Raw genomic sequence first — 13,642 nt, forward strand, 5'->3', positions numbered from 1 at the left:
CGACTCGCCGTGCGGTCAGGGTCGGGGTCAGCGGTCGACACGGTCGTGGAGGGTCTGGTCGCCCTCGGGGCGAGGGGCCTGAGCGTGCAGCGCCGCCGGGTCCGGGCGCTGCCAGTCGCTCTCGACTGTGCAGGCGAGGGCACCCGCGTCGGCTGCCCGGTCGAGCGCATCGGCCGCCGTCGCACCGCCGAGTGCCGCCGCCAGCCAGCCGGCCACGAAGGCGTCACCGGCACCGACCGGGTCGACGACGCGCACCGGGGTCGCCGGACGCCGGAGGAAGGCCCCGTCGATCGAGGCCACCGCGCCGCGGGAGCCGAGCTTCACGACGGCCCGGCCGTGGCCGAGCGCAGCGAGCTCGTGGGCGAGCGTCTCGTCGTCGCCCTCGTCGTCGGCGAGCCCGAGCACGAGCCGGGCTTCGTCGTCGCCCGCGAAGACGATCGAGGAGCGTCGGGCGACCGCACGGTAGCGCTCACGGGCGGCCTCGGCGTCGATGAGCTTCGGGCGGTGGTTCACGTCGAAGGACACCGGCACCCGGGCGGCGTCCGCTCGGTCGACCGCGGCTTCGACGGTGGCCCGTGCCTCGTCGGAGAGGGCGAGCGTGATGCCGGTCACGTGCAGGAGCGTCGCCGTCTCGACGATGCTCGTGGGCAGGTCCGTCGCGCGCAGTGCCGAGCCGGCCGACCCCCGCCGGTGGTAGGTCACGCGGGTTCGTCCGTCGGCCAGGCGCTCCTTCATCATGATGCCCGTCGACCGCTCGGGATCGGCGACCGCGACGACGTCGACGCCTTCGCCGCCGACGTCCCGGCGGACGCGGTCGCCAGCGGGGTCCGTGCCGACGCGACCGACCCAGGTGGTGGGCACGCCGGCCCGGACGAGGCCGATCGCCACGTTGCTCTCGGCACCGCCCGTGTCCACCCGCATGTGGTCGAGGTCGGGCACGGCACCCGTGTCACGCCCGGTCAGCAGCAGCATCGTCTCGCCGAAGGTCAGGACGCGGCCGGTCATCGGATGCTCTTCGACAGGGCGAGCTGGGCCGACGAGGACCCGAGCGCGACGGAGATCTCGAGCGCCGTCCGGACGACACCGTCACCGAGCTCGCGGACGGCTGCGGCAGGGAAGCGGGAGGCCAGCCCGGAGATGCTCATCGCCCCGACGACCTGGTTGGCGTGGTCCAGCACGGGAGCGGCGACGCACCGGATGTCCGGCTCGTTCTCGCGGTCGTCGATGCCGTAGCCGCGCCCGTGCGTGCGGTCGATCTCAGCGCGCCAGCGGTCGTCGTCGACGATCGAGTGGTCGGTCATCGCCGTCGCCGGTTCCGCCAGCACCCGCTCGAGCAGCTCCGGCTCGCCGAACGCCACGATCGCCTTGCCGGACGCGGTGTTCCGCATCGGCAGACGGTTCCCGATCCGGGAACCCATCCGGACGGTGCCACGGGTCTCGACCTTGTCCACGTAGACGATGTCCGTGCCGTCCGGGACGACCAGGTGGCACGTGAGGCCGGTGTCCTCCGCGGTGCGGCGGAGGAACGGGGCGGCGGCCGAGCGGAGGTCGATGCCCTCGAGGTAGCTCTGCCCGAGCAGCAGCGCACCGAGACCGAGCGTGAACCCGGCGTCCGGCGTCCGGCGGAGCAGGTCGTTCTCGACCATCGGGGCGGTCAGCCGGAGCACGGTCGACTTCGACGTGCCGAGCTCGGTGGCCAGCACGGTCAAGGACACCGAGGGCTCCCCGTTGCGGGTGCGGTCGGCGATGCAGTCGAGCAGCCGGAGCCCGCGTCGGAGCGACAGCGCGGCGTTGCGGGTGGAGCCTTCGTCGGCGGCCTGCGCGACCGGGGTCGTCGCGCGCATCAGAACCACGTCGCGATCGTCTCGACCACGGTCTCGTCGTCGGCGATGACGAGGACCTGGCGCCACTTGTCGAAGACGGTGCACGGGTGCGAGATCCCGAACACGACGACGTCGCCGGGCGTCAGCGGGTCCTGGTCGTCCGCCAGCGCGAGGTAGCAGTGCTGGTCGTCGAGGCGGGTGACGGTGACCGCCCCGGGTGGTGGGCCGGTCCGTGTGGGGTCAGCCGCGCCTCCAGGCAGGATCCGTCGCACGACCGGGAGTCCCTCGTCGAAGGAGATGTCCCGCTTGCCGACCGCGACGAGCGCGAGACCGGGCTCGGGGCGGGACGTGACGCGGCCCCAGACCTCGATCGCGGGGATCAGCGCACCTTCCTCCGGGTGCCGGGCGAACGGTGTGCGCTCGGCGTAGAAGCCGTCGTCGTGCGTGAGGTACGCGCCGGACCGGAGGAGGACGTCGAGGTCGTCCGGACGTGCGGAGACGGCGTCGACGACGGCGTCGAACCACGCGCTCCCACCCATGCTGAGGAGTGCCCGCGGTGCGTCGACCAGTGGCCGGACGTCGGCGGCGATCGCGAGGACTCCGCGGACGTACTCGCGGGCGGCGTCGACGCCGGGGAGCCCGCCCTCGTACCCGGAGACGCCGCGGAGGGACAGGCCGGCGTCGTCCGCGGCGTGCGCGACGGCGAGTGCGTCCGCTGCCGTCCGGACCCCGGTGCGTCCACCGGTGAAGCCGACCTCGACCAGGACGTGGAGGTCGCCGGCGACGGCGTCCTGGGCGGCTCGTGCTACGGCGACCCCCGCCGCGGAGTCGACGTAGCAGAGCACGTCGGCGTCGGGGTCCACCGATCGACGCGACGCGAGCCACGCGAGGCCCGCGGGGTCGAGGACCTCGTTCGCGACGAGGATGCGGTGGATGCCGTGCTCCCACGCGACCATGGCCTGCTGGACCGAGGCGACCGTGACGCCCCAGGCGCCGGCATCGACCTGGCGGGCTGCCAGGACGGGTGCCATGTGGGTCTTCATGTGCGGAGCGAAGAGCAGGCCGTGCCGGCCGACGTACGCCTGCATCACCGCGGTGTTGTTGGCGAGCGCCGACTCACGCAGGGTCATCACGGGCAGGTGGGCGTGATCGAGGACGTGGCGCGACCCCGGGGCGGCGGGGTCCGGCGCGCCCTTCGTCGTGACCGTGGCGGGGGTGGTCGTGCCGGGGGTGGTCGTCATCGATCCTCCTGTGCGTGTGCGGTGTGACCACGTTCGCGGTCCGGCGTCCGTCGAGGCAACGGCACCCTGCGCGTCATTCTGCTCTGCACAACTCGAGGTCGCAGACCGCGGACGACCGCGTCTCAGGACCGGATCGGGCATAGCATTTGATGTGACATGGCGACGACGATGACGACACGACGACGGGGGAGCACGGCGGTGGCCGTGCTGGTCGCGGGCACCTTCTTCATGGAGCTTCTGGACGGCACGATCCTGGCGACGGCGGCCCCGGCGATGGGGCGCGACCTCGGTGTGGACTCCGCCGCGGTCGGCGTGGCGATCACCGCCTACCTGGTGACGCTCGCCGTGTTCATCCCGGTCAGCGGTTGGTTGACGGACCGCGTCGGCTCGCGGACGGTCTTCGCCGGGGCGATCGCCCTGTTCACGGTGGCGTCGGCCCTGTGCGCGCTGTCGACCGGGCTCGTGGACCTGACGCTCTGGCGGATCGTGCAGGGGCTCGGCGGTGCGCTGATGGTCCCGGTCGGGCGCCTCGTGGTGCTCCGGGGTGCCGGGCGCGAGCAGCTCGTCACCGCGATCGCGATCCTGACCTGGCCGGCACTCGCCGCGCCGATCATCGCGCCGTTCGTCGGGGGCGTCCTCGTCGACACCCTGTCGTGGCACTGGATCTTCCTCATCAACATCCCGCTCGGGGTCATCGCGTTCGTCGCGGCGCTCGTGCTCGTGCCGCAGGAGCGGGCGGCGGAGCGGGTGCCGTTCGACTGGTTCGGCTCGCTGCTCGCGTGCTTCGGCCTCGGGTCGCTCGTGGTCATGGCCTCCCTGCTCGCCCTCGACCGGGTCCCGGTGCTCGCGGTCGTGGTCTCCGGCCTCCTCGGGGCGGTGTGCTGCTGGTTGGCGATCTGGCACTTCCGCCGGGCGCCGCACCCGATCATGGGCCTCGACTCCTTCCGGCTCGAGACCTTCCGGGTGTCGCACGCCGGCGGCAGCCTGTTCCGACTGGCGGTGTCCGCGGTGCCCTTCGTGCTCCCGCTGCTGTTCCAGGACGCCTGGGGGTGGAGCGCCGTGCTCGCCGGGTCTGCCGTGCTCTGGGTCTTCGTCGGGAACCTCGGCATCAAGCCGATGACGACGCCGTTCCTCCGCTGGTTCGGGTACCGGCCGGTGATCATCGTGTCGAGCGCGGTCGCGGCACTCAGTGTGGTCGCGATGGTGTTCATGACCGAGGAGACCCCGTTCTGGCTCCTGGCCGTGCTCCTCGTGGTGAGCGGTGCGGCTCGCTCGGTCGGGTTCACGGCGTACAACACCATCGCCTTCGCCGACGTCGAACAGGCGGACATGACCCCGGCGAACACGCTGTCCTCCACCCTGCAGCAGACCGCCGCGGGCTTCGGGGTCGCGGTCGCCGCGGTCGTCATCCGGGCCGCGGCCGGGCTCGGCGGCTCGGGCCCGTACGACCTCGCGTTCTGGGTCATCGCGGTGCTGCTCGTGGTCGCGTGCGTCGAGGGTCTCCTCATGAGCCGGACCGCCGGCGAGACCGTGCGGCCGGTGCGGCGCGTCGCCGCCTGAGCGCCGATCGCCCGTTCCCGCAGCGGTCACACGCACGAAACCCGGCGGGCGGTACAGTCTCAGCAACTGCTTGCGATCGCCGAGTACGGTGACCGCGGCAGGGTGACCGGAAACACCCGGAACAGGAAGGCAGCATGGCCGCGCCACAGCAGCAGGGGACGATCGCCGCCGAGCAGGCAGCGGAACCGACCGGGCTGCGCGTCGTCAGCTACAACCTCCGAGAGCACACAGCGAACGGCGAACTCGCCGCCCTGGCCGAGGCGTCGCAGGCCGACGTCATCTGCGTCCAGGAGTGCGACAGCAACGACCTCGCCTCCTCCGTCGCCGGACTGTCCCTGGCCGCGTCGACCAAGACGAACCGGCTCGGCCTGGCGATCTACAAGCGCGACGACCGGTTCGAGGTCGAGGACTTCAGCATCCACTCCCTGCAGAAGTCCCTGCACGACCGGGTGCTCGCGCCGGCGCACGAACGACTCATCGCGATGCACCTCCGCGACACCGAAGCCGACGCCGAGGTCATCGTCGCGTCCTTCCACGCCTCACCCCTGACCGCAACGAACTCGCTGCGCCGCAAGCAGATCGAGGCTGCGCACCAGTTCGTCCGCGACCTTTCCACCGAGGCGCCGGCGATCATGGTCGGCGACTTCAACTACCCCTGGTTCCAGACGAACCTGCGCCGGAAGATCGAGCAGCACGGCTTCGCGCTGTCGCTGTCGGACCAGCCGACCTACCTGCGCTACCGCAAGTTCACGGGACACTTCGACTTCGCCACGAGCGTCGGGCTGCACATCGCCGGCGTCGAGACCCTCCCCGCGGGCATCTCCGACCACCGGCCGATCCTGGTGCGGGCGCACTACGAGCACCCCGGGGCGACCGGTTCGGTCGCGGCCGTGGAGTCCCCGGCCGCCTGACCCCGCGCCGGCCGCGCGCGCCACCGCGGCCGCGCCGAGCGGGCGCAACGCGCCGCGCGCACTCCGCCGAGCGGGCGCAACGCGCCGCAGGCCCGCGACGAGCGTGACAGAAAGTGCCCGCTCGGCCGGGCGAGGTTGCCTGGCCCGGCGCCCGCGCCGAGCGGGCGGGACGCGCCGTGCGCGGCCCGCCGAGCGGGCGCAACGCGCCGCAGGCGCGCGCCGAGCGTGACAGAGACTGCGCGCTCGGGGAGGCGCCCGGCGCCCGCGCCGAGCGGGCGCAACGCGCCGCGTGCGGCGCGCCGAGCGGGCGGAACGCGCCGCAGGCGCGCGCCGAGCGTGACGGAAAGTGCCCGCTCGGGGGCTCGGGGGCTCGGGGGCCCCGCCGGCCCGGCCGGCCCGGCCCGCCCCGCGCCGCCGGCCCCGCAACCGCCTGGAGGCGCGGCGCCGGTCTCGTGGACCGGCACCGCGCCTCCAGGCAGTCACGTCACGGACGCGACCCGCGTCAGCGACGCAACGTCGCGCGTGCCAACCGGTTGCCCACGAACTGGCCGAGCTGCACGATGATGACGATCGCCGCCACCGACACGTACACGATCCACCAGTCGTACCGCTGCGACCCGTACGTGATCGCGTACTCGCCGAGCCCGCCGCCGCCGATGAGCGCACCCTGCGCCGTCATGTCGACGATCCCGATGTAGATGAACGTGTAGCCGAGGATGAGCGGCCCGAGCCCCTCGGGGATGAGCACGGTGAGCAGGATCGACACCGGGTGCGCACCCGATGCCCGCGCTGCCTCGACGACGCCGGGGTCCACGGACAGCAGGTTCTGCTCGACGATCCGGGACACCGCGAACGCCGCCGCCAGCGAGATCGCGAACGTCACCGCGGGCACGCCGATCGTCGTCTGCACGACCACGCGGGACAGCGGCGCGATCGCGGCGAGGAAGATCACGAACGGAATCGGCCGGACCAGGTTCACGACCACGTTGAGGATCGTGTACGCCGCCCGGTTGCCGAGCAGGTTGCCCGGGCGGGTGGCGTACAGCGCCAGGCCCAGGGCCAGGCCGATGATCCCTGCGATGACGAGGGACACCAGCGACATGACGATGGTGTCGCGCACCGAGGAGAGGAAGACGTCGAACGTGTCGATCACGCTCTGGAAGCTGTTGTTCACGCCGCGGCCTCCTCGTCGGTGGTGACGCCCGTGTTGCGGAGCGCGTCGATGGCGTCGTCGATGCCCGTCGGCGACGACGCACTCAGCTCGTACGTCAGCGAACCGATGCGACGCTCGCGGATCTCGCCGACCCCGCCGTACACGAGCTCCGCGGTGACGCCGGCCGCGCGGAAGGCCGCGTCGATCCGGTTCTGCAGTCCGGCCTCGTCGGTGATCTGCACCGTGACGAGCCGACCCGGGTGACGCTCGCGCAGGCGGGCGAGCGTCTCGGGGGAGGGGCGGTCGTGCAGCGCCGTGCGGACGAACCGCTGGGCGGCGTCGGTCTGCGGCGTGGAGAACACGTCGTAGACGTCGCCGACCTCGACCACGCGTCCCTGCTCCATCACGGCGACACGGTCGGCGATCTGCCGGACGGCGTCCATCTCGTGCGTGATCACGATGATGGTGACGCCGAGCTCCCGGTTGACGCGACGGAGGAGCGCGAGGACCTCCGACGTGGTCTCCGGGTCGAGGGCGCTGGTCGCCTCGTCGGCGAGCAGCAGGTCGGGCGACGCAGCGAGCGCGCGGGCGATGCCGACGCGCTGCTTCTGTCCGCCGGAGAGCTGCTCCGGGTACGCGTACGCGCGGTCGAGCAGGCCGACGAAGTCGAGCAGCTCGGCGACACGGCGGTCGCGCTCGGCCTTCGGCACACCAGCGACCTTGAGCGGGTACGCGACGTTCCCGGCGATGGTGCGGGAGCGGAACAGGTTGAACTGCTGGAAGATCATCCCGATGCGGCGCCGAGCGAGGCGGCGGTCCTTCTCGGGGATCGCCGTCAGCTCCTGGCCGGCGACCGTCACCGAGCCGGAGCTCGGCAGCTCGAGGGCGTTCACCAAGCGCACCAGCGTGGACTTGCCGGCACCGGAGTACCCGATGACGCCGAGGACCTCTCCCTGGTGCACGTCCAGGGAGACGTCCTCGACGGCCACCACGGTCTCGCCGGTGTCGGCGCGGCGGTAGTGCTTCGAGACGCCGCGGAGTTCGACGAGGACCGGCACTACTGCTTGGCCGCCTTCGCGTCCTTCTCGACCTTGGCGAGCTCGTCCTGCAGCGAGGAGGCGCTCTCGTCGCGGACGACCGCGTCGGGGTTGTCCTTGAGGAACACCTTCTGCACCGACTCGTCCTGGAAGAGCTTCGCGAGGGCGAGGTACGTCTTGTTCGACTTGTCCTCGTCGCGGGCGGCGAAGATGTTCACGTACGGGGCGGCGCTCGCGCTCGACGGGTCGTCCTGGTAGACGACGTCGGAGCTCGGCAGGCCGGCAGCGGTCGCGAAGTTGTTGTTCACGACGGCGCCGGCGACGGAGCCCTGCTGCAGTGCGTTCGCGGTCTGCGAGGCCTCGAGCGGCTCGACGTCGACCTTCTTCGTCACGATGTCGGACGTCGTCGAGAACGCCGATCCGCCGTCCTTCAGCGTGAGGAGCTTCGCACCCTGCAGCACGAGGAGCGCACGCGCCTCGTTGATCGAGTCGTTCGGGATCGCGATCTTCGCCCCGTCGGGGATCTTCGACGCCTCGTCGTACTTCGTCGCGTACAGCGGCAGCGGGTAGACCGCGGTCGATCCGATCGGCTGGAGGTCGTCGTTCGACGTCACGTTGTAGTCGGCCAGGTACTGGATGTGCTGGAACTGGTTGAGGTCCAGCTGGCCGTCCTTGAGCGCGGGGTTCGGCAGCGAGTAGTCGGCGAAGTTCGTCAGCTTGACCGTGACGTTCAGCTTCGACTTCGCGAGCTTCGTGTAGGTGCTCCAGTAGGAGAGGGACTTGTCCGCGACACCGATCGTGACGGTCTTCGGCGAACCACTCGCGGCGGCGCCGGAGTCGTTGCTGGTGTCGTTGCCGGAGCGGACGGCTCCGACGATGAGGGCGACGACGATCGCGACGACGACGACCGCGGCGGCGATGATCCAGCCGATCGGGCGCTTGCCCTTCGGCTTCTCGGGCAGTGCGGGTGCTGCGGACATGGTGGTGCTCCTCGTGGGCCGTGCTGTGGGGGTGCCGCGGTGGTCCGCGGCGGCGACCGCGGTGCTCCGCGGCGTGCAGTCGAGTGTGCCGGGCGGTCCGCCGCCGTGCGAGTTCCGTTCCGTCGTGTTACACCGCTGTCACACGGTTCGTTGGTTCACTCGGTCCGTGCGCAGTCTCGAGCTCGTCCTGGATCCGTCGTCCGACGCCGCGGTGCGTGCCGCGTGGGATGCGTTGATCGCGGCGGACCTGCCGAGTCTCGGCCGCTCCGGGACGAACAGCCCGCACGTGACCCTGGCGGCCGGCGACGACCTGCCCGTCCCGGTCGGCTTCGACGCAGCCCTGCCGGCCCGGCTGCTGCTGGGGGGAGTGCTGCTGTTCCCGGCTGGCTCGGGGCGGTCCGTGCTCGTGCGGGCGGTGGTGGTGGACCCGGCGCTGGCCGCGTTCCACGAGGCGGTGCACCGTGCGGCACCTGGTGGGGTCGACACGTCCTTACCGGGAGCGTGGTCGCCGCACGTCACGTTCGCACGGCGGGTGCGCGACGAGGACCTCGGGCGCGCGGTCGCGGCACTGCGCGGGGCGCCGTTGCCCGACGAGCTCGTGGTGGGCGGGGTGCGGCACTGGGACGGCGGCACGAAGGCGGTCACGCCGGTCGCGTGAGCGCGGCGCGGCGGCGGCGCGGTGCGGTGGGGCGGGCCGCCGGAACCAGGTCCGGACACAGCACCGTGGAGCTGCGCGGTGTTGTGTCCGGAACCTGGTTCCGCGGGGGCGTGGGGGCGCCAGCGTGGGTGCGGGCGCGGGGGCGCGCGGGCGGGACGCGAGCGCGTCGGCCTGGAGGCGCGGCTCAGGTCCCCAGGACGCGCTCGCCGAACGCCGACGCGAACGTCCGGTCCGGGTCGGCTCCGCGGACGAGCTCGCGGAAGTCCGCCAGCCGCGGGTACAGCGCGGCGACCGCCGACGGGTCGAGCGAGCTCATCTTCCCCCAGTGCGGGCGCCCGTCGAACGGTGCGAGGAGCGCCTCGAGGTCGGGGAGCAGCGCGGCGACCTCGGCGGGGTGCTTCTGCCACGTGAACGCGATGCAGAGCACGTCCTCGCCCTGGGTCGGGCTGAGCCAGAACGGGTCCGCTGCCATCGTCCGGAGCTCGCACACGTGCAGGTGCGGCTGGATCCGGTCGGCCATCGTGCGGACGGCGTCGAGCGCGGCCGCGGCGTGCCGGAGCGGGACGAAGTGTTCGCTCTGCACCTCGGACCCGTGGCTCGGCACGGACTCGATCGGGAAGTGCGGCAGCCGGTCCCACCACGGGCCGACCGAACCGTCACGGGCGGTGCGGTGCCCGTCCCCGGGCGAACCGGGGAGCCGCGGCGCCCCGAACAGCTCCGCCGGCACGTCCACGTCGTCGGCACCGTCCGGTACCCGGGACTTCAGCAGGACCCCGGTGATCTCGTCGCCGAACACCGTGTAGGAGCACACGCTCGTCGCGGCCGCCTGCACCTCGGCGACGTGCGCGGTGAAGGTGTCCCACGGCATCGCGCCGTAGACGTCCTGTCGCATCCGGTAGGTCGGCTCGACGTCGAGCGTCACCCGGGTGACGATGCCGAGCAGCCCGAGGTGCAGCACGGCGCCGTCGAACTCCGGGGTCCCTCGGGCGATGGTGCGCGCGGAGCCGTCGGGCCCGAGCACCTCGAAGGACCGGACGGCGGTGCTGAGCGACCCGAGCGACGTGCCGGACCCGTGCGTCCCGGTCGCGATCGCCCCACCGAGCGAGATGTGCGGGAGCGACCCCATGTTGTGAAGGCCGTACCCGGCACGGTCGAGCTCCGGAGCGACGACGCCGTACCGTGTGCCGGCGCCCATCGTCACCGTGCACTGCGCTCGGTCGACCACGAGGTCCGTCGGGATCCCGGTGAGGTCGAGGAGCACGCCCGGAGCGTCGGCGGAGTCGTTGAACGAGTGCCGCGTCCCGAGCCCGTGCACGCGCGGGGAGCGTGCCACGATCTCGGCGGCCTCGTCGACCGACGCGGGGCGGAGGACCCGCTCGGCCGTGTAGGTGACCGTGCCGGACCAGTTCAGCTCGCTCGTCGTCGACCGCATGCCGACCACGATGCCACGCGTGGGTGCACGTTCCTCGACGACGAACCACGGAACCGACGTCGAACCAGGCGGGCAAGCCGGTTCGACGTCGGTTCCGTGGTTCGATCCGAGCGCGGAGGCACTCGGCGCCGACGTTCCGTGCGCGCGTCAGTGCATCGACGGTGCCGGTGCGCCCTCGGGGGTCTCGGGACGGCGGACCATCGAGGACGTGGCGATCCCGAACAGCGAGATGACCGCACCGACCAGGAACGCCGTCTTCACGCCGGACGCGGTCGCCTCCGCGAGACCGGACGCCCCGCTGCCCGACGCCGCGCTCGATGCCCCGATGGTGAGGAGCGTCACGAACAAGGCCGTCCCGGCGGCACCGGCGAGCTGCTGGGCGGTGCCGAGGACGGCGCTGCCGTGCGAGTACAGCTTCGGGGGCAGACCGCCGAGCGCGGCGGTGAACAGCGGCGTGAAGGTCAGGGCGAGTCCGACGCTCAGGACCACGTGCGCCCCGAGGACGAACCACACGCTCGTGTGCACGCCGACGGTCGAGAGCCCCCAGAGCACGGCGCTGACGATGATCGAGCCCGGGATCAGCAGCACGCGCGGGCCCCGACGGTCGTAGATCCGGCCGACGACGGGGGACAGCAACCCCATGATGAGGCCGCCGGGCAGCAGGAGCAGGCCGACGGCGAGGACGTCGAGCCCGAGGACCCGTTCGAGGTAGATCGGCAGCAGGATCAGCGTGCCGAACATCGCCATGAAGCTCAGCGCCATCGCGACGATCGGGAGCGTGAAGCCCTTGGTCCGGAAGGTCCGGAGGTCGAGCAGTGCCCGGTCGCTGCGCTGGAGCCGGGTCTGCCGGAACACGAACAGCGCGAGGGCGACGACGCCCACGGCGAGCGCGGTGATCGGGACGAGCGGACCGGTCGCCCCGGCTTCGCCGATGCTCGACAGGCCGTAGACGATCCCGCCGAACGCGAAGGCGGAGAGGACCACCGAGAGGACGTCGAGGGGCGCCTTCCGCGGCGTCGAGACGTTCCGGACCTTGACCGCGCCGAGGACCAGCGCGGCGAGTGCGATCGGCAGGACGAAGCCGAACAGCCAGCGCCAGTCGAACGCGTTGAGGATCAGGCCGGAGATCGTCGGGCCGATGGCGGGTGCGACGGAGATGACGATCGAGATGTTCCCCATCACCCGTCCGCGGTGTGCGGGCTCGATGAGCGTGAGCACCGTCGTCATGAGCAGCGGCATCATGATCGCCGTGCCGCTGGCCTGCACGATGCGGCCGACGAGCAGCACCGCGAACCCCGGCGCGAGCACGGCGATCAGGGTGCCCGCGGAGAACAGGCTCATCGCCCAGACGAACACCGGGCGGGTGTTGAAGCGCTGCAGCAGGAAGCCGGTGATCGGGATGACCACGGCCATGGTGAGCAGGAAGCCCGTGGTGAGCCACTGGCCGGTCGCGGCGCTGATACCGAGGTCGTCCATGAGCCGCGGCAGGGCGACGCCCATGATCGTCTCGTTGAGGATCACGACGAACGCCGAGACGAGCAGCAGCCCGATCACGAGCCGGGTCTCACCAGGGGAGGGCTGCGCGACGCTCCCGGTGCGGGGTGCGGAATCGACGGCCTGGGACATGCGGGGCTCCTGGTGGATCACGACTGGCGGGACGAGGGGGCGCACGACGCGCAGACAGGGCAACCGCCTGAGTGGATTCGATTATTCCGCTTCCCGGTGACACCGGGCCGATCAGTGCAGGATCGCGAACCCGTCCCCGTCGCCGTGCGGCACGACCGGGCGGCACGTCACGTCGGTCACGGTGGCGGACGGGGGTCCGGTCCGGATGAACGTCATCAGCGCGTCGACCGCCGGTTCGGGCCCTTCGGCCTCGACCTCGACCGTCCCGTCGAACAGGTTCCTGGCGTACCCGTCGAGCTCGAGCCCGTCGGCCTTCCGTGCGGTCCAGTACCGGAAACCGACCCCCTGGACCGTCCCCGACACGACGGCGTGCACCCTCGTCACCGTTGTCATGCGGCTCAATGTAGGCGCGGCACCGACCCGGGAGTTTTCGCCGCTGTTTCCGTCTCGTGAAACCCGGTGATAGTGTCATTGCAACCCGAACACTTCGAGTCAAGATGACACAAATTAGCGAACCCTCCGAACCCCTCATCCGCGTCGCGGTCTCGACCGTGATCGTCGCGTTGCGCCCGCACCCCGACACCGGTGCGCCGGCGCTCTGGATGCCCCTGGTGCGCCGTGTCGCCGAGCCGTTCGAGGGCTCGTGGGCGCTCCCGGGCGGCTGGGTCCAGCCGGACGAGGGGCTCGAGGACTCCGCCGCCGCCCGGCTCCGAGAGACGACGAACGTCCAGCCGCGCTACCTCGAGCAGCTCTACGCGTTCGGTGACGTCGACCGCTCCACCAGTCGGGTCGTCTCCATCGTCTACTGGGCGCTCGTCCACCCGGACGAGGCGAGCTCGGTCCCGGACGACTGGAACGTGCGCTGGTTCCTCGCCGACGAGCACCCGCCGCTCGCGTTCGACCACGACCGCATCGTGGCGTACGCGCTCTGGCGGCTCCGCAACAAGATGTCGTACTCCCGGATCGCCCAGGCGTTCCTGGGGGACCGGTTCACCCTCGCCGAACTCCGCGGGGTGTACGAGGCGGTGCTCGGGCGTGCGCTCGACCCCGCGAACTTCCGCCGCCAGGTCGAGAAGACCGACGCGATCCTGCCGACGGACGAGACCACGAGCGGGGGCCGGCACCGTCCGGCCCGGCTGTACCGCTCGAACCCCGACCTGGCCTACGCGGACAACGGTCCGCTGACGCCCCGGCAGACCACCACGAACCGATAGGAACCAC

General features: G+C 71.9%; 13 protein-coding genes. 4 read left to right on the top strand and 9 right to left on the bottom strand.

Annotated features, from left to right (window positions below; translation table 11 throughout):
- Window positions 1-27 precede the first annotated feature (27 nt).
- The 3 genes from FS825_RS15880 to FS825_RS15890 are packed head-to-tail and all read right to left on the bottom strand — an operon-like array spanning window position 28 to window position 3,064.
- Window positions 28-1,005 (bottom strand): sugar kinase, encoded by a 978-nt coding sequence (locus FS825_RS15880; protein WP_144714919.1) that lies wholly within the window; start codon window positions 1,003-1,005, stop codon window positions 28-30.
- Window positions 1,002-1,844, bottom strand: coding sequence for an IclR family transcriptional regulator (locus tag FS825_RS15885; RefSeq protein WP_144715087.1), 843 nt, complete (start codon window positions 1,842-1,844; stop codon window positions 1,002-1,004). Before FS825_RS15885 ends, FS825_RS15880 begins: the two co-directional genes overlap by 4 nt.
- On the bottom strand, window positions 1,844-3,064 hold the full coding sequence (locus FS825_RS15890; protein WP_186377286.1) for an alanine racemase: 1,221 nt from the start codon (window positions 3,062-3,064) through the stop codon (window positions 1,844-1,846). The genes FS825_RS15885 and FS825_RS15890 overlap by 1 nt, the downstream gene beginning before the upstream one ends.
- Before the next feature lie 156 nt (window positions 3,065-3,220).
- On the opposite strand from FS825_RS15890, the gene FS825_RS15895 reads away from it, so the two are divergent.
- Together FS825_RS15895 and FS825_RS15900 are read left to right on the top strand one after the other, a co-directional pair.
- Window positions 3,221-4,624 carry an MFS transporter gene (locus FS825_RS15895; protein ID WP_222126950.1) on the top strand — a complete coding sequence of 468 codons (1,404 nt, stop codon included), beginning with the start codon at window positions 3,221-3,223 and terminating at the stop codon, window positions 4,622-4,624.
- A gap of 134 nt (window positions 4,625-4,758) precedes the next feature.
- The gene (locus tag FS825_RS15900) at window positions 4,759-5,535 is read left to right on the top strand and encodes an endonuclease/exonuclease/phosphatase family protein (RefSeq protein ID WP_144714923.1); all 777 of its coding nucleotides are present in this window, start codon (window positions 4,759-4,761) and stop codon (window positions 5,533-5,535) included.
- Window positions 5,536-6,037: 502 nt separating this feature from the next.
- On the opposite strand, the gene FS825_RS15905 is transcribed toward FS825_RS15900, so the two are convergent.
- From FS825_RS15905 to FS825_RS15915, 3 genes are read right to left on the bottom strand one after another with little or no spacing between them, the layout of a single operon-like run.
- A complete protein-coding gene (locus FS825_RS15905; RefSeq protein ID WP_260981278.1) occupies window positions 6,038-6,709 on the bottom strand; it encodes a methionine ABC transporter permease in 672 nt (223 codons plus the stop codon).
- Window positions 6,706-7,746: a methionine ABC transporter ATP-binding protein gene (locus FS825_RS15910; RefSeq protein ID WP_144714925.1), complete on the bottom strand. Its 1,041-nt coding sequence runs from the start codon at window positions 7,744-7,746 to the stop codon at window positions 6,706-6,708. The genes FS825_RS15905 and FS825_RS15910 overlap by 4 nt, the downstream gene beginning before the upstream one ends.
- The gene (locus tag FS825_RS15915; RefSeq protein ID WP_144714927.1) at window positions 7,746-8,705 is read right to left on the bottom strand and encodes a MetQ/NlpA family ABC transporter substrate-binding protein; all 960 of its coding nucleotides are present in this window, start codon (window positions 8,703-8,705) and stop codon (window positions 7,746-7,748) included. Before FS825_RS15915 ends, FS825_RS15910 begins: the two co-directional genes overlap by 1 nt.
- 166 nt (window positions 8,706-8,871) lie before the next feature.
- Between FS825_RS15915 and FS825_RS18750 the strand changes: the two genes are divergently transcribed.
- The gene (locus FS825_RS18750) at window positions 8,872-9,363 is read left to right on the top strand and encodes a 2'-5' RNA ligase family protein (protein WP_186377287.1); all 492 of its coding nucleotides are present in this window, start codon (window positions 8,872-8,874) and stop codon (window positions 9,361-9,363) included.
- A gap of 184 nt (window positions 9,364-9,547) precedes the next feature.
- On the opposite strand, the gene FS825_RS15925 is transcribed toward FS825_RS18750, so the two are convergent.
- From FS825_RS15925 to FS825_RS15935, 3 genes are all read right to left on the bottom strand, one after another.
- Window positions 9,548-10,795, bottom strand: coding sequence for a D-arabinono-1,4-lactone oxidase (locus tag FS825_RS15925; RefSeq protein WP_144714931.1), 1,248 nt, complete (start codon window positions 10,793-10,795; stop codon window positions 9,548-9,550).
- A 147-nt stretch (window positions 10,796-10,942) separates the two neighbouring features.
- Window positions 10,943-12,421: an MDR family MFS transporter gene (locus FS825_RS15930; RefSeq protein WP_144714933.1), complete on the bottom strand. Its 1,479-nt coding sequence runs from the start codon at window positions 12,419-12,421 to the stop codon at window positions 10,943-10,945.
- A gap of 111 nt (window positions 12,422-12,532) precedes the next feature.
- Window positions 12,533-12,814, bottom strand: coding sequence for an acylphosphatase (locus FS825_RS15935; protein ID WP_144714935.1), 282 nt, complete (start codon window positions 12,812-12,814; stop codon window positions 12,533-12,535).
- Window positions 12,815-12,918: 104 nt separating this feature from the next.
- Here FS825_RS15935 and FS825_RS15940 point away from each other — a divergent pair, with 104 nt between their 5' ends.
- Window positions 12,919-13,635: an NUDIX hydrolase gene (locus FS825_RS15940; protein WP_144714937.1), complete on the top strand. Its 717-nt coding sequence runs from the start codon at window positions 12,919-12,921 to the stop codon at window positions 13,633-13,635.
- Window positions 13,636-13,642 lie beyond the last annotated feature (7 nt).

It is taken from the genome of Curtobacterium pusillum (genome assembly GCF_007680845.1).
Classification (GTDB): domain Bacteria; phylum Actinomycetota; class Actinomycetes; order Actinomycetales; family Microbacteriaceae; genus Curtobacterium; species Curtobacterium pusillum_B.